Genomic DNA, 19,601 nt, shown 5'->3' with positions numbered 1-19,601 from the left:
CTCTTGGAGAGGGAGGCAGACTTCATCACGCCACCTTAGGTTTGCACGCTCGCAACTTCATCTGCCGTTAAATAACGGTACTCACCTTCGGCCAAATCGGCGTCTAGACTAATCTCGCCAATCGCCTCGCGGTGCAAGCGAGTAACCGCATTGCCCTCGGCGCCAAACATCCGCTTAACCTGATGATAACGACCTTCGCAGATTTTTAGCCTCGCCACACGTTCGCCCAAAATACTTAACTCTGCAGGCAATGTGCGGGCTTTGTCGTCTTTCAAGAAGACGCCGCGACTAAAATGCACCTGCGTCTGCTCGCTAATGACCTCGGCGGTTTCCACGTAATAGCTTTTCCAACACTGCCGCTGAGGAGAGGTTACCGCATGCGACCACGCGCCGTCGTCGGTAAGTAAAACCAAGCCCGTGGTGTCAATATCAAGGCGACCAGCCACGTGCAAGCGCTCGGGGTTGTCCTCGTCCATTAAATCTAAGACAGTCTGATGGCGGCGATCCCGCGCGGCACAAATAAACCCCTGGGGCTTGTTCAGCATAATGTAGCGAGGGCCAACGGGCCGCAGTGAATGACCGCTTAAACGCACCTCGGCGTCCGCCGCAATTCCTTGCGCGGGGTCACGCACCACAATTGCGTCAACCGTAATCTCGCCGGATTTAATCAGTTTCTTGGCATCGCTGCGGGAATAATCCGTGACGCTAGCCAAATAGCGGTCTAACCGCAGCGATTTACTACTATTTTTACTCACAAATACGGCCACCCATCAACAAGGCTGGTATTGTCGGGCAAGTACCGCTAGGCATCAAGTAAGCGTTAAGTCGGAATCAAATAAGCATCAAGTAGCGGAAAACCTGCCGCCTACGCAAGCACATAAGCAATGTCAATTGAACTATCGCACTTCAAAAAGCCAGCCTTTAGCTAAGCCTGCGCACACGCCAGAAACCACAACTAGTACACGCATTAAATTTAAAATACACATAACTGAAATAATTTTTAATTATAAGACACTAATTTATATCAATATTATAATACTAATTCACATATTATTACTCAATTACACATAGTACTGGATTTTAACAAAGCTTTTGGGGTACAAATTAGCGACGGCAGCACGAATCGAATCCGAGCTGCCGCGAGGGTAATATCTAAAACTATGGAGAAAAAAGAAATGAGAAAAAATATTTCAACTATCGCTAAAGTAATTATTGGTAGCGCAACATTAATGTCGGGTATGGCCAGTGCAGGTTTGCTCAGCACTGTAGCGGGCGCACTCAGCAACCCACAAGTTGATCGCACAATTAGCGTAGAGAAATGCGTTGAATTGCCAGCATCAGACAGCTTCTTTGCTGGGGTAGCCACCCCATTAACAGGCCCGATTGGCATTGACCTGCCTAGCACCGGCGCTGTTACCGTGTGTGCAGTTACCACCTGCGACGTCTCTGGCGGCGTAGAAATAGCCCCCATGGCACCGTCATTTAGCGACTGCGACCTCGGCTATTCAGTGTCTGGTAGCGGAGAAGGATCTTGCGTAACCACTGTTAGCGTTAAAACCATACTTGGCGAGAAAACCCTGCACGCCAGCCGCAGTGCATCCGAAGACGGTTACCCGCTGTTTCCGCTGGAAGTCTGCTTAGCAAAAACCTCAGACTAATCCCACATGGCCTTCGCACACGCGAAGGCCATTGGCTGCAGCCGCTCATTGCTAAAGCCCGCTGCAGAGCTAAAACCTAGGTGCTCGAATAAACCTTTAGCAAATCAACCTAGGCGGGGAAAATACTTTATAACCGCCCACAAAAAGGGAGCCACGCAGGCTCCCCTTTTATTAATGCTTGTGAAAAGCAGTATTATTCTGCTTCTGCACCTGCATTTACGCTGGCATCGACCTTAATATTGGTCAGGCTACGCAGCGCGCTCTTCTTCTCTTCAACATTTGCCTTCATATTCGCTTTGGCTTCAGCACGAGCTTCGGCGCGAGCTTGGGCATCGGCTTCGGCTTGAGCTTCACGCTCTGCTTTACGCGCTTTTGCAGCAGCTTTTTCTTCTTCACGTTTTGCTTTTGCTTCTTCGCGCTTAGCTGCTGCGGCTGCTTTCTTTTCTTCGGCAGCGGTCATCATCGCTTCACTTTTTGCCGAACCTTCAGCCTTCATCTTGTCCGCTTTTGCGCCAAGATTAGTATCAACATTAACATTGGCCTCTACTTTCGCTTCCGATTTTGCATCAGATTTCTCTTCTGCTTTAGCGCTTGCACCCAAACCCAATTTGCTGAAAAAACCGCCGTCAGCCAATACGCCGCCGCTTAAACCAATCATGCTTACAGCCAGAACTAATGCTTTGATTTTCATTGTTGTTAATCTCCAAATTCACGTAGTCGTGCTTATGTGCTACTCGATGTGTGCCCCTATTGTAGGGCAGCACCGTATTCAAACAAGCCCCAGATAGCGTAATTTTCACCGCAACTTTTTGCCGCTACCTAGGTCGCCATTCAGCTTAGAGCAAGCATATGACATTAGTGTTCACGGGTGGCGCGGAAGCGAACTTCTGGATGTCGCTCCTCGGTTAACGCCAAATTCACCCGCGTTGGCGCCAAATACGTTAAATGGCCACCACCATCAATAGCGAGGTTTTCAGCGCACTTGCGTTTAAACTCCTCAAACTTTTTAGGGTCCTCACAATCTACCCAGCGGGCGGTATAGACATTGATAGGCTCGTACATCGCCTCGACCTTATATTCATCTTTCAGGCGATAGCTCACCACTTCAAATTGCAAATTACCTACCGCACCCACGATCAGATCACTATTGCGCTGGGGCATAAACACTTGGGTCGAACCCTCTTCTGACAACTGCTGCAAACCTTTCTGCAATTGTTTGGCCTTCATGGGGTCTTTCAGGCGAATACGACGAAACAGCTCCGGCGCAAAATGGGGAATACCCGTAAACTTAAAATCTTCGCCAGACGAGAAAGTGTCACCAATCTGAATAGTACCGTGATTGTGCAGACCGATAATATCGCCGGACACCGCCTCTTCCACCAACTCGCGATCACCTGCTAAAAAGCTCACCGCATCCACAATTTTCACATCTTTACCAAGACGCACATGGCGCATTTTCATACCCTTGGTATAAGTACCCGAGCAAATACGCATAAAGGCAATACGGTCGCGGTGTTTGGGATCCATATTGGCTTGAATCTTAAACACAAAGCCCGAGAAGGTGTCTTCTTTGGCGCTAACCTCGCGGGTATCAGTAGGCCGATCTAGCGGTTCCGGTGACCACTCCACAAAACCGTCGAGCATCTCGCGCACACCGAAATTAGACAGCGCCGTTCCAAAAAACACCGGCGTCTGCTTGCCCGCCAAGTAGGCCTCGCGATCAAAGAAGTGACTAGCGCCCCGCACCAGTTCGATTTCCTCGAGGAAATTCTCATATTCATCGTCGAGCAAGGTGCGTGCAGCGTCTGTGTCCAAGCCATCGATACGAATATCCTCGGCGACCACCGAGCCCTTACCTGGCTGAAAAACATGAATGGTGTCGGTATACATATTGTATACCCCCTTAAAATCCCGCCCCATGCCAATGGGCCAGTTGATCGGCGCCGCGGCAATACCCAATACACTCTCAACTTCATCCAACAATTCGATCGGATCGCGAATATCGCGGTCCATCTTGTTAACAAAGCCCAAAATAGGCGTGTCGCGCAGGCGGCAAACATTCATTAATTTTATGGTTCGGTCTTCGACACCCTTGGCGCCGTCAATAATCATTAGCGCCGAATCCACCGCCGTTAGGGTGCGGTAGGTATCTTCAGAGAAATCTTCGTGCCCAGGGGTATCAAGCAAATTGACGATGCGGCCTTTATAGGGAAACTGCATCACCGAGGACGTAACCGATATGCCCCGCTCCTTTTCCAGACTCATCCAGTCCGAGGTTGCCGCGCGATCATTCTTCTTGCCCTTCACGGTACCCGCCACCTGAATCAACTGCCCCAATAGGATCAGCTTCTCGGTAATGGTGGTTTTACCGGCATCGGGGTGGGAGATGATGGCGAAGGTGCGACGTTTGGCCACTTCCTGCTGAAAGGTGATATCTGACATGGAATTCGGTCTTCTGGCTGAACAGGTTTGGGACAATACACAGACAAAAAAATCGGCCGCATATATAAGAGGCGAGAGTTTAAAGGACTTGGGCAGGGCTTGCACTATTCTGCGCATCAACAAGCTCTAATTAGGCAAGCCAGGAAATACCACAAATTGGCACCAAAACCCCGCCAGTAGTGGCATTCCGTCGCAGCTAGGGTATACCGCTATAGCGCAAAACAGGCTTTTCCCGTAAGCTGCACGCCCGCTGTCATCACGACACCGGCCATCACGCCGCGACGCGCGACATTATGAGATGATAGATTTTATGAGCTTTACCTCCCTGGGCTTATCCGCCCCGATACTTTCCGCGGTAACCGAAAAAGGTTACGACACCCCTTCAGCCATTCAAGCCCAAGCCATTCCCGCCGTATTGGAAGGCCGAGATGTAATGGCTGCTGCGCAAACCGGCACCGGCAAAACCGCCGGATTCACCTTGCCAATACTGGAATTACTGTCTCGTGGTCAGCGCGCCAATGCCAACCAGGCCCGCGCCCTTATTCTCACGCCAACCCGGGAGCTCGCTGCTCAGATTGGCGAAAGTGTGGCCACCTACGGCAAGAACCTGCCACTGCGCTCCACCGTGGTATTTGGTGGCGTTAAAATCAACCCACAAATGATTAAGCTGCGCCGTGGTGTCGACATTCTGGTAGCCACCCCTGGTCGCCTATTAGATTTATACAATCAGAATGCCGTGAAATTTGATCAGCTCGAAATACTGGTGCTAGACGAAGCCGACCGCATGCTCGACATGGGCTTTATTCACGACATCCGTAAAATTCTCGCGGTATTGCCCAAGCGCCGCCAGAACCTAATGTTTTCTGCGACCTTCTCCGGTGAAATTCGCACCTTAGCCAAAGGCTTAGTGAATAACCCCGTCGAGATTTCGGTAAGCCCAGAGGTCACCACCGCCAAATCGGTTACCCAGAGCATTTACCCAGTAGACAAAAAGCAAAAGCCCTCCCTGCTAACTCACTTGATTAACACCAATGACTGGCAGCAGGTGCTAATTTTCTCCAAGACCAAGCACGGTGCCAACCGCCTTGCGGCTCACCTAGAAAGCGCTGGCATCAAAGCCGCCGCCATTCACGGCAATAAAAGTCAGGGCGCACGTACCCGCGCACTTGCCGAGTTTAAAAATGGTGACGTGCGAGCACTGGTCGCCACCGACATAGCCGCGCGAGGCCTAGACATCGACCAGCTGCCACAGGTCGTCAACTTCGACCTGCCCAATGTGCCCGAAGACTATGTGCACCGCATTGGCCGTACTGGCCGCGCCGGCGCGACTGGTCACGCCGTATCACTGGTTAGCTCGGATGAATTTAAATTATTGTCTGATATTGAGCGCTTGATTAAAGAGATTCTGCCACGGGAAATTCTCGCTGGTTTTGAACCCACTCATCCGCTCCAGGAGTCGCGCCTAGGCAATAGCGCGCCCGCCCGCAGCCATCGCCCAAGAGTAGAACACCGCGATGGCCAACGGCCTTCTGCAAAACCTGCAGCCCGTCGCGGCGGCCGCCCCAGCGGCAACGGTAATCGCGGACGCTCTTCGGCGCCCAAGGTATAAACTTTTGCCAGATAGAAACCCCTCAATAACGCTTTGCAAATAACGCAAAAAGCCCACTACATTCAGTGGGCTTTTTGCATTCAAGACTGCGCATTAAACGACTTTTCACTGAGACATGGAAAACAACTGCGGTAGGTGGGGTCGCTAGAGAGAACTTAAGCGCGACTATCTAACAAAGTAAGCGGCTGGCGCTCAACCGAACTACTGTGGGCGGAGTAGAGGCTACTCAAGCGCTGTGCTTTAATATCTGCTGGCACAGCCGTGTCGATATCGCTGTTCGAGGCCAAACTGCGATCTATTGCCGATGCTAACTTCTGGCCTTTAGTCTGTTCAGCACCCTCTTCTGACGACCCTGTCGCTAATTCCCGGCGCGCCTCCGCCTCAATACGCGAAGCTTCAGCGGCTACTTGGCGATCTTGGCTACTTGGCTTAGCCGGCGCGAGCGCCGCCTGCTTAACAACCTGCATCTTATCGATGGTGGCCTGAGGACTTGCCGCGCGCGCAATATCAATACTCACCTCGCCATTCACCGCATAGGTATTGCCGTCTGGCCCACGCTTAAACTCATAGCTTGGCGAACCCGCATAGCGCCCACCCGCCGCAGAGTGCGCCAGCTCATGACTGTGAACTTCGCGATCCCGCGCCGCCAACGCCTGAATTTCGGCCTGAATCTGCTGTTGCTCCGCTTTGCTAAGCGATGCCTCTAGCCCCGTCTTTGCGGCAAAGTCAGCTTGTGCGGCTTCAGCGTCAGCCGACTCATCCAGCACAGCACCGGTTTCCGACGCTTGTGCATCTGAGCCCCTTAGCAAGCCATTGAATACCGCATCTTTAACTCGATACACCACACCTTCATCACCTTGTTCAGCTTCGGCAATATACAAGCGCGGTGCCGACAAAATCGCCAAACGAGCGGGCGAAACCCCACTCTCGGCAAATATCGACAGATTGGGATCAGATTTAATCAGACCACGACTACGGCTTTCACCCTCGGCTGGGGCATTAATTGGGCGGGATTCGGGATTTTTAAGCGGCGCAAGAGCTTGCGCGCCGGCCACTGGTGACGCGCGCAGCCGAACAGCGTCCACCGCACTAGCTTGCGGACGGCTGATCGAAGCAATCGAAGAAGTGGAAATAGGGTCCACTGCGGCGCACCGTGGTTTGATTAAAATTTGATCTAATTTTAGCTGATCTCACCGAATAAGCCAGCAATACAGCCCTGCAGCGAAAACAACAGGCGCTTTACCGGCACAAAACGTGACGAATCAAAATTAAGCGCCTAACTATGTTCTAAGACAACGCCTAGCAAAGCCGCTGGCGGAATATACGACGTCTGAATTCCAAGCTACTACCGAGGCCCTATCACTTATCATTACTTTCCATCTTCGCCTTTAAATCAGCAAAGGGGTTAAACGTGGCGGCTTTTACTTTCTTTTCGGTGCTACTGCCATAGCGCACTAGGTTCTCGTGCTTGGTATGTTCTTCGTCGTGGCAATAAATACACAGTAACTCCCAGTTACTGCCGTCGGCGGGATTATTGTCGTGATTGTGGTCAACATGGTGAACCGTCAACTCAGACAAACCCTTGCGCTCAAAGTCGCGAGCGCACCGCCCGCACGTCCATGGGTATAGTTTTAAGGCCTTTTCTCGGTAACCGCTCGCGCGCTTGGCATTGTATTCCCGCTGCTCGGCGAGCACCTGATCGAGGGTTTTCTTCTGGACAGTCATGAGTACACCTACACTATTTTATATTTAGATTATCTATTTCTGAGGAAACGACCGCATATACAGCTTAGAACGGGCGGCGCCTATAATGCATAGCCCTAACCATAAGGGCAATTACGGCAATGTTAATGACAAGTAGTACGCGCCACCCCAACTGGGCTTGCACACCAAACCAACACACTCAAACGGGACATATACGGCGCCACCCATGGCGATGAGCTGTGCTGCATCGTTGTCCACTCCTTGTGAGCGAGCGACAATATGCCTGTCGCTGTGCATTTAAATTAACCTGCGCATACTAGACCCTGAATAGCGACCCTCGCTAGAGTAGCTTACTCACCCACACCCCCACATCCAATGAAGATTCCGGCTCGCCGGTAAACGAACCTTCGATAGGTGGAACTGATTTAGACAGCCGCGCAACCGCCACCGGAATATGATCCGTGCCGGCCATTTCGCCAATAGTCGGGTCGAAGCCCTTCCAGCCTGCACCTGGCAAATAAACCTCTGCCCAGGCATGAGTGGCGCCAGCAGCATCGAGCCCAGGGGCGTGCAAGTAACCGGTAACAAAGCGCGCAGCAAGTCCCATGCATTTTGCCGCGTCCATAAACAACTGAGCAAAATCGCGGCACGAACCAGTATTGCAGGCCAGTGTTTCTTTAGCCGTTTGCACACCAGGTTCCTCTCTTACTTTATAACTGAGGTTTTGAAATATCTGACTGGCGATTCGCTGTAGCGCGGTGTAAGTCTGAATTTTTTCACCTGCCTGCCAAAGCTGGCCCGTCCACTGCTTAAGCTGTTGCTGGGTATCTAGGTCTGGCAATTGCATATAGGGGCTTAGTAGCACTTGATCATCTTGAGTGTAACTAAAGGGGTAGTTGATGGCGTAATCGGCAACCATAAAATTTAAGGGCGATTCATTGTATTGCTCTATGATCAGCTCACTTTCAAATACCAACTGCTGGGCAGGCGCATCGAAGGTGGCAGTGGCGACAGAATTTCCCTCGGCGTCGCGGTGCCAGCGCAGGTTTGCACTTGGCGTAATAGTGAGCGAAAAAGATTCTATGCGTAATTCGTAGTCTTCCCGCGGACGCAGGCGCAGATAATGCGGCCCAAGCTGCACCTTATCGGAAAAATTATAGTATGTGCGGTGAAGAATTTTATAGCGCTGCATATTGCTACCAGTGGGAAATCGTAATAGTCGAGGCTAAATACTGCTCAAAAGTTTGCGTTACAACGAAAGTGCTTTTGAGCCTTTACAATCCCATTAACGGTGGAGCAATGCAATCTGAAGTAGTTCCTACGGCGGCCGGTGTCAGGTTAGTTGTCGTCGCTAATTTTCAGGAAGCAAGCTTAGGGCCGGCACTTTTACACCCCCTTTATGTAAACTTACTAAAACATTAGCTATGGCTTTCCGTTAATTACCGCGACCCCACCATCATATCCAACAAGACTGATGGGCTTACAACAATTCAAGACCGCATACTTTTCCCAAGGTATATCCACTGCACGGATTCACGGGCTCTGTTGCGACGCAGACATATTCGCCAAAGTAGTTTCTGGATAGAGCCAGCCGCAATTTTTGTAATTCCTAGTTTAAGCGTGTCGATAAAAAGGATCTTTTCCCCCAATTTTGAAATTTGAAGCTCAACACCTCAACGACGGCCCTACCCTGAAACTAAGTAAGCTGACTCGCGCTTGTGCCTAAAGTAGGCAGCAGAATGTCGGTGGCCAAACCTACCCTTTAGCAGACACCTAGCGAGGAGCCACCTCATAAGAATAATGTACTAAGCATGGTATATTATCGACTTAATGTACTTCATGCGGTACACGTCAGCTTATTCAAAACAGGTTTAGATGCTATGCTGGAGATAATACCGTCATTCTCGGAGGTGGCCGTGAACCAAAAGGCAAATACACAACATATTCGCACCTATTCGCCAATGACCAAAGAAGCACTTGAGCTAATGGGCTTAGAGATTGCAGCCGCACGCAAGGCCCGAAAGTGGTCCGAGGGCAAGTTAGCGGAGCACGCTGGCGTCTCCCGCGGTACCGTTCGACGTATTGAAAAAGGTCACCCGAAGGCCGAAGTCGGCCTAGTCTTCGAAATGGCTAGCCTAGTCGGTGTCTCGTTGTTTGGCGACAAGCGCCGAGAGCGCCTGACGAGCGCGCGCGAAAAGGCGCCGCTGCTGCCAAAGCGCATTCATGACACTACACCGGTGATGAACGATGATTTCTAAATCGAGCGTATTATATGTGTGGATCTGGCTGCCCAAAGAGGTAAAGCCAGTGGTGGCCGGCGTAATTCAGCAATCGGGTGACAGCTTGGTTTTTGCCTATGGTAAAAGTTACCTTAACCGAAAAGAAGCAGTTCCCATCTTTATCGACGAGTTGCCATTGGTATCAGGCCCCCAAGAACCTAAGCCACCAAAACGCCTCGCCGGCTGTCTGCGCGACGGGGCCCCAGATTCTTGGGGGCGCCATGTTATTTTGAATCGTCTATACGGCGATGACTCACGGGAGATGGATACAGGTGACGAATCTGAGCTAGTATTTCTTCGCGAATCGGGTTCCGACCGCATCGGGCGCCTTGATTTCCAAGACTCGCCAACAGAGTACGTTGCGCGGCAAAACAGCGCCACTCTAGATGAATTGCACAGCGCCGTTCAGATGCTGCAGAACAACATTCCACTGCCCGCTGGCTTGGCCGAGGCACTGCAGCACGGCACAGCCATTGGCGGTGCGCGGCCCAAGTCACTGCTGAACGGCCGCGACAAAAAATATATTGCCAAGTTCTCTTCTAGCACTGACACATACCCCTTGGTGAAGTATGAGTTCCTCAGTATGCGCCTAGCCGCCGCTTGCGGGCTCAATGTGGCCGAGGTGTCACTCACGCAAAGCATCGGCAGAGACGTATTGCTGGTTGAAAGATTCGACCGTCACTGGCACAACGGCGGCTGGTGCCGGCGCGGCGTGGTGTCTGCGCTAACGGTACTCGACTTGGATGAAATGGAGGCACCCTATGCTAGTTACAGCAATTTTGCTCAGTGGTTAAGGGCCAACAGCGATCAGCCCAAAGTGGATTTGCGTGAGCTGTTTTCAAGGCTGATATTCAATATATTGTGCGGCAACACAGACGATCACGCGCGTAATCACGCTGTATTCTGCGAGCAGGGATACGTACGCTTAACGCCGGCGTATGATATCTGTCCGCAGCTTCGCACTGGTGGTGAAGCCACCCAAGGCATGAGCATCTATGAAGGGCAACGACTCAGCCAATTGGTGCACTGCATAGGGGCCGCGAATTACTTTCTATTATCTGCCCCTGAGGCGAGAGCGATTGCCGAGCAGCAGATTCAGGTAATCGAAACTGAGTGGCATACGATAGCCGATGAGGCCGCCCTGTCAAAGACCGATCGCTCGATGCTATGGCGCCGGCAGCTGCTGAACCCTTTCGCGATGGAAGGATTTTAGCGATGGGCGGCAATCAGCGCCATTGCATGCGCTGAGCCCCGTGCACGCGGAGATGAAAATTAGGGACGTCGTGGGCCACCACCCTTCGCAGAATTAGATTTGAATCAAGACGGCGCTATAACGCTAGAAGAATTTAAGCAAAAAGAAGTGCCACACGGTGATCACGAAGTTATTTTTAAGTCTATTGATACCGACGGCGATGGACTTATCAGCGAAACAGAGCTAGCCGAGCACAAACCACCGCGTCGCGATGGAAAAAGACCCGACTAATTTTCCCTAGTTACCCAATCAGCCAAGAGAGCGATACGATGATAAATTCCCTATCAAGCGCACCACCGCCACCCCGTCAAGACCAAAGTATAGCGTCGACGTTAAGCGATGAACAAAGGATATTGATTAACGACACCCTAGGAAAGATCTATGCCGACAAGCTCAAGCATTGGAAATTGTCGAGACATTCACCGCGGCTGGTATTAACCCTAGCAAAGAGCTGGCTAGCACGCTTGCCGATGCCGGTTTCGACGCTCGTGCAATAGGCGGCCTCGCCAGAAGCGCGCCACCAGCGCAAACTCAAACCAATGGAACGCAAGTTGACTTCATTGAACTGGTAGATTACTTAGATTCATTATTAGAGCAGTTTAGTGGCAGTTCGCTCAGCAACGCTGACAAAAGCAATGTCTATGATGGCCTACGTGAGCGATTTGGTTTAAACGAGGGCGAGTCAATTCTGAAGATAACGGCCTAACTACTTAAATCCACGGGCAGTTATACAGTTTTATCTACAGTCCCCAGTCTCATTTTGGACTTCCCGAGTAAAGTAGACGACTCAGCGCTATTCTTTGGACTCAGCGAGAATCTGATCGAGTGTTTTTCCTAGCGGATCATGTCACACCAATAAGATTTAGTATTTTGCATAGATGATTGACTATTTGTAGAGTAAACCCCTTGCAATTTCGCATTCCAAGTCTAGCCAACCACCATATCAATTTAGCTTCAAATACGCATTTTTAATAAAGAGCTATCAAAAAAAGGGCGGTGATTAACCGCCCTTTTTACGCATCATCATATTATTACGTATCCGACTACAATGCCGTACCGGCTGTACCTGTAGCGCCAGTTCCACCCGTGGTTGTGATACATGTTTGACTACCGAGCACTAACCGAACACCATTTTCACTCACTTGTGCGGGTGTAAAAGTCGGCGTTGAATTTGTGCTTCCGCCTGCCGTCGCAGAAAAAATAAAGTCCACATTAGAACTTAAATTTACGATACCTGTGCCTGTCGACGCGCCCAAAGGAACATTTACTACACTGCTGTCACCACCTGTTACAAATCCCGTGGCATCTGAAACTGCAATGAATTCACCAGGAACATCACTACACGAATTAACTACCGTAAAATCAACGGGAATATTTGTCGGGGCGCCGGGGTTAGTTTTGTTTAACTTTATCGTCCCACCGTCCAATTCACAGATATTACTCAGCGAAAGCTTACCATTTTGAGACAGTATCGGGTCGCCAGCGGCGGGCTCAAAAGTCGCAATTAGGCTCTCACTGCCTTCTTTAAGCTCAAACACCACTGGGAAGTTCGGTGCTCGGTACACATCAACCGAAGAGAATGTATCCAAAGAATATGCGCGTTTAGTCCGCGCCCAACCACCGCTACTTTGGTAGTACGACAGAGAAAACTGCCGCGCATTTGGCTGACCAGCGGCATCAATGACATTAAAACTCGCCGGAGCATAAACACTAGAGTTACAGTAGTTATACCAGTAATCCAGATTAAAATACGTTAGATGATCGGTTTCAAAAGAAACAAATAAGGTGTTGTCGGACTTACTCTCAACCGTCGCGATGATAGGCAAACCTGTATCTGGATCTAATTGCGGCTTCCATTTTCCCGTCAATTCGTTGTAGGTCCATACGGGTACCGTATCGCCAGCGTTTACAGTGCCAACAGGTGCTGTATCAACCAATCCCGCTCCAGTTGCACCTGCAGGAAATGGAGTGCCTGCGGGTATAGTAATTTCAATTGAAACGGGATTACCGCTGAATTCAGTAATTAAATCACCGTTTGAATCCCGCAATTCAATTGCCGCAAAACCTGCCGATGAAAATGAACCTGATTCGGGCGTACTCGGGTCATCGTCCTCTATTGTTGTATCCAAACCACCGGGAAACAGTGCCAAGGAGCCGTTCGACGGCACAAAGTCGGGATCAACATCGGCACCGGTATCATTATCAAAATGCACCACCGTTAACGTGAGTTCGCCAGGAGCCGCCGGCGCGCCAGTGCTTGTTTTTAATTGCGTACCAGCGGGAACGGTTACCGACGTCGTGCCTTTTACAGCGGCAGTATTGCTAACACTATCAGCGGCTCGCGTAATCGTACTACTGGAAATATCGGCTACCGTATTAGTCACACCGCCAGCTGACGTTGCACTGCCAGTAGCAGATTGACTTGCAACAGGAACAGACGCTGGAGAATTTATTGCGGTCAGGGTGATAGTTATAAGGTAATCACCCGGAGCCGTAATACTTTGTAAAGAGCTGCTGGATACAAAATTTGGCGCTGAACCGACAAAAACGACATCTAATGGATCATCGCTAATAAGTGGCGAAGTAGACAACAAATTAAGGTCAACTACCCCACCCGTCCCAGCAACGGCATCGTCAACAACGCTGTAATCCGTTTTAGAATTATCATCTGATGCTAGGGAAAAACGTGGTGCATCGCCATCGCCACCCACGGCATCAACGATTCTGATGCTGCCCGTACTTAAGCGTGCACCGCTTTGGTCAACCATTTGCACTCTAAAGGAACTGGTTTCTACTACTGCAGGCGATTTCGCTTTGCTGTCGTTAAAACACCCCGGTAGTATGCTAGCCGACACAAGGCCAACAACAAGCGATTTAAACCGCAAAACATTCACATTCTTCATTTGAAGATCCATTTCCCTTCCCTTTCATTTTAAAATTGACGCAAGTGTACAAAGTAATAACTGCGCGGAACCGCCAACTAGATTAATTTCGCACTTCAATTAAAATGATATCGAAATCTAGAACTTATGCCTCAATTGCTGGCCTACTAACTTCTAAAACTCAATAATCAGCGTTAAATAACTTAACCAATATAAGCAGCAAAATAAACCCAAGTGCATTAATTAATCAGCTTAATCACCAATATCCAGCCAAAAAAAAGGCGCCCGAAGGCGCCTCATCAATCACTCAAGCCCTATTTAAAGACTCAATATTTTCTCACCCCGAGCAATACCAGAAACACCGCTGCGCACGACTTCCATGATCGCCGCTTCACCAACGGCCTCTAGGAAGGAGTCGAGCTTGTCTGCTGCGCCAGTCACTTGAATGGTGTACACGCTGGGGCCAACGTCGACGATTTGGCCGCGAAAGATATCGGTGCAGCGCTTAATTTCTGCGCGCTGAGCGCCGGTGGCACGCACTTTAACCAACATCAGTTCACGCTCAATGTGAGCACCTTCAGACAAATCTACCAATTTCACCACGTCAATCAGGCGATTGAGGTGTTTGGTGATCTGTTCAATTTTGTGGTCGTCGCCAATTGTGGTTAGGGTTAAACGCGATAGGGTTGGGTCTTCTGTAGGCGCAACGTTGAGGGTCTCAATGTTGTAACCGCGCTGAGAGAACAAACCTACTACCCGCGACAGGGCACCCGGCTCATTTTCCAACAATACCGAAATTATGTGTCGCATCATGTCAGGTCCGCTCCGTTTTGCTCAGCCACATATCGCGCATGCTGCCGTTGGGGGCAATATGCATTGGGTATACATGCTCGTGTGGGTCTACGTGAATATCCATAAACACCAGATCATTCTTACGGGCAAAGGCCTCTTTCATGGCATCTTCCAAATCACTTAACTTGGTGACTTGAATACCGACGTGGCCATAGGCTTCAGCCAGTTTGATAAAATCAGGCAGCGAGTTTTCGTAAACGCTTTCTGAGTAGCGGCCGTCGTACTGCATATCTTGCCACTGCTTAACCATACCCAAATAGCCGTTATACAAACTGATGATTTTCACCGGAATCTTGTATTGGGCGCAGGTCGACAGCTCCTGAATATTCATTTGAATGCTGCCTTCGCCGGTCACACAGGCTACATCCGCGTCGGGGAAGGCCAGTTTGGCGCCCATCGCAGCCGGTAGACCAAAGCCCATGGTGCCAAGACCACCGGAGTTCAACCAGCGACGTGGCTCGTCAAACTTGTAGTACTGAGCGGCAAACATTTGGTGCTGACCAACGTCGGAGGCCACATAGGCTTTACCGTGAGTCACCTTGCACAGGGTTTCAATAACCTGCTGGGGCTTAATAAACGGCGTGCTGGTGTCGTACTGGGGGCGCACCCACAGGCCATGAGTGTCGCGCCACTCGTCGATTTGATTCCACCAGTGCTTAAGCGCGTCTTTGTCGGGCAGGCTAGTATCCGCCGCACGCATTTCGTGAATAACGGCCAGCAAATCATTCAGTACTGAATCGACGGGGCCAACAATCGGCACGTCGGCAGCAATGGTTTTTGAGATCGCGGCGGGGTCGATATCGATATGCACAATTTTGGCACCGGGACAGAATTTGCCGGTAGTATTGGTTACGCGGTCGTCAAAACGCGCGCCAACCGCCAAGATCACATCGCTGTGGTGCATGGCGTTATTGGCTTCGTAAAAGCCGTGCATACCCAGCATACCCACAAACTGGCGATCGCTGGCGGGGAATGCCCCCAAACCCATCAAGGTGTGGGTTACGGGGAAATTCAGTTCCCGCGCTAATACCCGCAATTGTTCAGAAGCATTGCCCTGCACTACGCCACCACCGGCATAGATGATCGGACGCTTGGCCGACAGCAGTAAGCTTGCCGCCTTTTTAATTTGCCCAGAATGACCGCGGGTTGCTGGCGTGTAAGAGCGCAGCTTTACCTTTTTAGGGTAGCTGTACTCAAACTTGTCGTGAGGATTGGTTAAATCCTTAGGCAGATCGATAACCACGGGGCCGGGGCGGCCAGTAGTGGCAATGTAAAAGGCCTTTTTAATGATCTCCGGAATATCTTCGGTGCGACGCACCTGAAAGCTGTGCTTAACGATGGGCCGAGAAATACCCAGCATATCAGTTTCCTGAAAGGCGTCTTCGCCAATCAGGTGGCTGGCCACCTGACCTGACAAGACCACCATAGGAATGGAGTCCATATAGGCGGTGGCGATACCGGTTATCGCATTGGTTGCGCCGGGGCCAGAGGTGACTAGCACCACACCGGGCTTGCCGGTGGCACGAGCATAGCCGTCTGCGGCATGAGTGGCCGCTTGTTCGTGACGCACTAAAATATGCGGCACCTTGCAGCTTTTAAATAAAGCATCGTATATATGCAGTACGGCACCACCGGGATAGCCAAAGATGAATTCTACACCCTCGTCTTCCATGGCCCGTGCGATCATTTCGCCGCCAGATAACAATTCCACTGAAATACCCTCGATTCAGTTTGAATACGCAAAAACTTGTAAAAAAATAGCCCGAGCCACAAGCCCGAAACCTGATTAACAAGAACAAAGATGTCGAAACACATTACCACCGGTTGCTCAGCCGACACGGCTGAATTCCGGGCGAAACGCCAAAATGCTGCAGGGCAGCGCTTATATGCAACGCGGGATAACGCGGTGCGGGCAATCTCGCAACACAGGTCATGTGTCTGCAGAGTGAATGGAACTACTGATGTAGCCGTGCAACACGATGAGTCGCACTCTGTACTTTGGCCGCAGGTAAGCGGCGCGGAAAACAGCCATTTGCTATCGCAAAGATAGACTGCGTATTTTTTAACCTATGGCCGCTTATGTCAATACTAAATTTCCCGTAAATTCACAGGATTACCAAGTATTCCGCTTAATTCGGCGCAGTCGGCCACAGAATCCGACAGCAGTTTTTCTTCCTCGCAGATTATCTGCCATAATCCTTGTAACTTATCTTTACGGCAGCACCACGCTATGAATAAGACCCTACTAATCTCCAGCCTTTGCGCCGCGCTACTCATTGCCAGCTTCAATAGCTATGCAGACAAAAGCGGCTACTACCGCTGGACCGACGGCGAAGGCAAAATCCACTTCACCCAGCAGCCACCTAATGGCCGCGCGTCGGTTTTTATTAAAACGTCGAGCGGCGCAAGCTTAGACAGCGATGTGAGCCTAAACCAAAGCGGCGCGGAAAATAGTGCCGATAAGATCGCCGCAGGCGACGACGCTCTGCCAGAAAAAATGGAAATACTGCCGCCAAAAAACCCCGAGCTTTGCGCCAAGGCTAAGGCGAATATGCAATCGCTAGCTGCAAACGGCACTCGCATTCGGATTAGCAATGCCGATGGCAGCAGCCGGTTTTTAAATAGCGAAGAAATTGCCGAGCAGAGAAATCGCGCCCAAGACGTCATTAACGTGCACTGCAATTAAGCCTGCCAACTAAAAGCGCTGCCACGCCATAAACACCCCGCTCGCCACTAAGCCAATGGCCATTAGCGGGAGCAGCTGGCGCTGATAAAACGGCCTCGCCGCCAAGTAATACAACAGTGGCAACACCGCCACCACCACCGCCAACTGAGCTAACTCAATACCAAGATTAAAGCTCCCCAGCGCGACAAGCTTCATAGGGCTGGCCGACAGCATGCCCGCCAATACCCCCGCAAAACCAAAACCGTGCAGCAGCCCCACCGTCATCGCCAAGCGCCGCTGAAACACCACGCTTACATTGAGCAGCACCAGCAACGCAGCGAGACTGATCGACAGGGCAATACCAATCTCCACAGGCCGCGAGGGCAGACTAAACCAACCCAAGCTTGCACTGACCAAGGTTAGGCTGTGCGCTAAGGTAAACATGGTGACGATACCCACTACCTCAGCAAACACCGTTCGCAGTGGCGTTTTGCCGCGCTGTCGCGTTACCGGTAGCAGCAGCGCCAGCAGAAACATCAGATGGTCATAACCTAGCGCTAAATGAATTGCACCCTCTTTGGTAAATTTAAGGGCGGTGGTCCACGCCGTGACATTGCCCAACACCAGCTGCGGGCTGGCCGGCGACAGCACACTTAATTGCACCTGTTCATCGCGTTGCACTAAATCTGAAGACAACAAGGTTTTTCCCTCGCCAACATTCACCGCAACTAAGGCGCGATGCAGAGGGTCGATATCAAATAATAGCGAGTACGATAGCGTTAGTTCGTCGGTTTCGTGCAAGCAGGCGGCATCGAGCGACCAAGCGGCGTAACTGCCATCACTGTGTTCACTTAGGCCGTCGAGGCGAAATAGAATAGGGCAATCGCCGTAGCGATGACTGAGGCGAACGGTTTCCCGAAGCAAGGCTCGGAACTGCGACTCCCCCGCCAGCAACTCGCCCCAAGTAAGCAGACTATCGCCATTAAGGTCAAAACGCTGCAGGCGCTGCATATCTTCCAGCGCAATATCTAAGCGGATCTTGTCTGCATACACATAAATAAAGCTATCACTGGCTTTGTGGGCGTGGGCGCTCAGCGAAAACCACAGACTAAAAACCAACAGCAACAATCGTATCACTGGCTATTTTCCGCTTGCGCTACGGCGCGTTTGGCCCGTGCCAACAACTGAGTGTCTGGCCATTCTCGCTGCTCCTGCCAATTGTTTTTCGCCCACATCAATGCCGCAGCGGGTTTAGATTCTATATCCAGTAAAAACTGCGCGTAGGCACGTTTGTGCAATACCTCACCACGCCACAACGCCTCATTAAAGCGTTCGCGCAGCAGACTAATAATTTGCTCGCCGCCACCTTGGCGCCGCGCGGCAATGGCATTTAATACCGCGAGTGAATCCACCGCCAAATACGCCTTCGTTAAGATCAAAACGGCGGCATCGTCGTTGGCTGCCAATTTTAACGCTGCCAAACGCGCCCTAGCATACACGTCATCGGGGTTCATGCTGAGCACCAATTGCCACAGCTGCGCGGCATCATCACGACCAGCGCGTTCCGCAATATCGGCCAAGCTGCCGCTCGCCCAACTTAAGGCTTGGCGGTCGGCCAAGGGCCCCGCCTTGGCCATGGCGGTTTTTAGTGTACGATACGCCGCCTCAATTTCGCCAAGCTCCTCAGCATGCGCTGCGCGCAGCAATTGGCGACAGCTCGCTGCATAAAGGTCATCATTCACCTTTGCTAAGGTCTGGCAGGCCAGTTCAGCACCCGCCTCATCACCGCTAACAAAGGCGATGGTAAAGCGCATCATGTGTGCATGAAAATTATTTGGCTGCAATTTGCCTAACACTGCAAGGTCGGCACTAGCCGCTGAAAATTGATGCAGGCTTTGCCGCAGAGAGGCGCGGTAAAGATAGAAGTCAGCGCTGTAATCTGCGGCTAAAACACCAGCCAATTCACGCTGAGCATTCCCTAGAAAGCGAGGATTAGCACTGCGCTGAAAATCCAGCAAGGCCTGCTTGGCGCGGGCAATGTGCTGCTCTGGAGTCGTCGCTAACAACGAGTTCTGTAGGGTATTTTGGGGAGTCGCTTGCTTGGTAATAGTAAAAACAGTCTGTTCATCGCGAGTAGGATGAGTGACCGCAGGCCCCGTTAACGCACTTGCTACTAGCGATAAACCAGGCCCAAGAATAAACCCCATTAACAGGGGGAGTATGGCGCGAGTATTATTTGTAAACCGCAAAGTATTCAC

At 51.0% G+C, this 19,601-nt stretch carries 17 protein-coding genes and 1 pseudogene; 7 read left to right on the top strand and 11 right to left on the bottom strand.

What is annotated here, in order from left to right; all coding sequences use genetic code 11:
- Positions 1–35: 35 nt before the first annotated feature.
- Complete coding sequence (locus tag P1U47_RS02475; protein ID WP_301026962.1) at positions 36–755, bottom strand: pseudouridine synthase; 720 nt, start codon at positions 753–755, stop codon at positions 36–38.
- A gap of 420 nt (positions 756–1,175) precedes the next feature.
- Between P1U47_RS02475 and P1U47_RS02470 the strand changes: the two genes are divergently transcribed.
- Positions 1,176–1,658, top strand: a complete 483-nt coding sequence (locus P1U47_RS02470) for a hypothetical protein (RefSeq protein ID WP_301026961.1) — start codon at positions 1,176–1,178, stop codon at positions 1,656–1,658.
- Positions 1,659–1,851: 193 nt separating this feature from the next.
- On the opposite strand, the gene P1U47_RS02465 is transcribed toward P1U47_RS02470, so the two are convergent.
- Positions 1,852–2,349 (bottom strand): hypothetical protein, encoded by a 498-nt coding sequence (locus P1U47_RS02465; protein ID WP_301026960.1) that lies wholly within the window; start codon positions 2,347–2,349, stop codon positions 1,852–1,854.
- 164 nt (positions 2,350–2,513) lie between these two features.
- Entirely contained in the window at positions 2,514–4,100 is a 1,587-nt protein-coding gene (locus P1U47_RS02460) for a peptide chain release factor 3 (protein ID WP_301026959.1), read from the bottom strand.
- A gap of 310 nt (positions 4,101–4,410) precedes the next feature.
- Between P1U47_RS02460 and P1U47_RS02455 the strand changes: the two genes are divergently transcribed.
- Positions 4,411–5,709, top strand: a complete 1,299-nt coding sequence (locus P1U47_RS02455; protein ID WP_301026958.1) for a DEAD/DEAH box helicase — start codon at positions 4,411–4,413, stop codon at positions 5,707–5,709.
- 155 nt (positions 5,710–5,864) lie between these two features.
- Here P1U47_RS02455 and P1U47_RS02450 read toward each other — a convergent pair whose 3' ends face one another.
- From P1U47_RS02450 to P1U47_RS02440, 3 genes are all read right to left on the bottom strand, one after another.
- Positions 5,865–6,851, bottom strand: coding sequence for a putative metalloprotease CJM1_0395 family protein (locus P1U47_RS02450; protein WP_301026956.1), 987 nt, complete (start codon positions 6,849–6,851; stop codon positions 5,865–5,867).
- Between the two features lie 217 nt (positions 6,852–7,068).
- The gene (locus P1U47_RS02445; protein WP_301026955.1) at positions 7,069–7,434 is read right to left on the bottom strand and encodes a YajD family HNH nuclease; all 366 of its coding nucleotides are present in this window, start codon (positions 7,432–7,434) and stop codon (positions 7,069–7,071) included.
- 319 nt (positions 7,435–7,753) lie between these two features.
- Complete coding sequence (locus P1U47_RS02440) at positions 7,754–8,605, bottom strand: transglutaminase family protein (RefSeq protein ID WP_301026954.1); 852 nt, start codon at positions 8,603–8,605, stop codon at positions 7,754–7,756.
- A 724-nt stretch (positions 8,606–9,329) separates the two neighbouring features.
- On the opposite strand from P1U47_RS02440, the gene P1U47_RS02435 reads away from it, so the two are divergent.
- From P1U47_RS02435 to P1U47_RS02420, 4 genes and pseudogenes are all read left to right on the top strand, one after another.
- Entirely contained in the window at positions 9,330–9,671 is a 342-nt protein-coding gene (locus tag P1U47_RS02435; RefSeq protein WP_301026953.1) for a helix-turn-helix domain-containing protein, read from the top strand.
- Entirely contained in the window at positions 9,661–10,905 is a 1,245-nt protein-coding gene (locus P1U47_RS02430; RefSeq protein WP_301026952.1) for a type II toxin-antitoxin system HipA family toxin, read from the top strand. The genes P1U47_RS02435 and P1U47_RS02430 overlap by 11 nt, the downstream gene beginning before the upstream one ends.
- A gap of 84 nt (positions 10,906–10,989) precedes the next feature.
- Positions 10,990–11,175 (top strand): annotated as a pseudogene (locus P1U47_RS02425) (EF-hand domain-containing protein); the annotation flags it as partial.
- A 169-nt stretch (positions 11,176–11,344) separates the two neighbouring features.
- On the top strand, positions 11,345–11,650 hold the full coding sequence (locus P1U47_RS02420; protein WP_301026951.1) for a hypothetical protein: 306 nt from the start codon (positions 11,345–11,347) through the stop codon (positions 11,648–11,650).
- Between the two features lie 337 nt (positions 11,651–11,987).
- Here the strand turns inward: P1U47_RS02420 and P1U47_RS02415 are convergent, their stop codons facing one another.
- The 3 genes from P1U47_RS02415 to P1U47_RS02405 form a co-directional block, all read right to left on the bottom strand.
- A complete protein-coding gene (locus tag P1U47_RS02415) occupies positions 11,988–13,859 on the bottom strand; it encodes a hypothetical protein (RefSeq protein ID WP_301026950.1) in 1,872 nt (623 codons plus the stop codon).
- 285 nt (positions 13,860–14,144) lie between these two features.
- Positions 14,145–14,636 carry an acetolactate synthase small subunit gene (gene ilvN / locus P1U47_RS02410; RefSeq protein ID WP_008251432.1) on the bottom strand — a complete coding sequence of 164 codons (492 nt, stop codon included), beginning with the start codon at positions 14,634–14,636 and terminating at the stop codon, positions 14,145–14,147.
- Positions 14,637–14,640: 4 nt separating this feature from the next.
- Positions 14,641–16,389: an acetolactate synthase 3 large subunit gene (locus P1U47_RS02405; protein WP_301026949.1), complete on the bottom strand. Its 1,749-nt coding sequence runs from the start codon at positions 16,387–16,389 to the stop codon at positions 14,641–14,643.
- Positions 16,390–16,908: 519 nt separating this feature from the next.
- On the opposite strand from P1U47_RS02405, the gene P1U47_RS02400 reads away from it, so the two are divergent.
- The gene (locus tag P1U47_RS02400; protein WP_301026948.1) at positions 16,909–17,364 is read left to right on the top strand and encodes a DUF4124 domain-containing protein; all 456 of its coding nucleotides are present in this window, start codon (positions 16,909–16,911) and stop codon (positions 17,362–17,364) included.
- 9 nt (positions 17,365–17,373) lie between these two features.
- On the opposite strand, the gene P1U47_RS02395 is transcribed toward P1U47_RS02400, so the two are convergent.
- Positions 17,374–18,480 (bottom strand): HupE/UreJ family protein, encoded by a 1,107-nt coding sequence (locus P1U47_RS02395; protein ID WP_301026947.1) that lies wholly within the window; start codon positions 18,478–18,480, stop codon positions 17,374–17,376.
- The gene (locus tag P1U47_RS02390; protein ID WP_301026946.1) at positions 18,477–19,592 is read right to left on the bottom strand and encodes a hypothetical protein; all 1,116 of its coding nucleotides are present in this window, start codon (positions 19,590–19,592) and stop codon (positions 18,477–18,479) included. Before P1U47_RS02390 ends, P1U47_RS02395 begins: the two co-directional genes overlap by 4 nt.
- Between the last annotated feature and the right edge of the window lie 9 nt (positions 19,593–19,601).

It is taken from the genome of Zhongshania sp., from assembly GCF_029212375.1.
GTDB lineage: Bacteria > Pseudomonadota > Gammaproteobacteria > Pseudomonadales > Spongiibacteraceae > Spongiibacter.
Note: the sequence above shows the minus strand (reverse complement) of the source record. Positions and strands in the feature narration are given on the sequence as shown.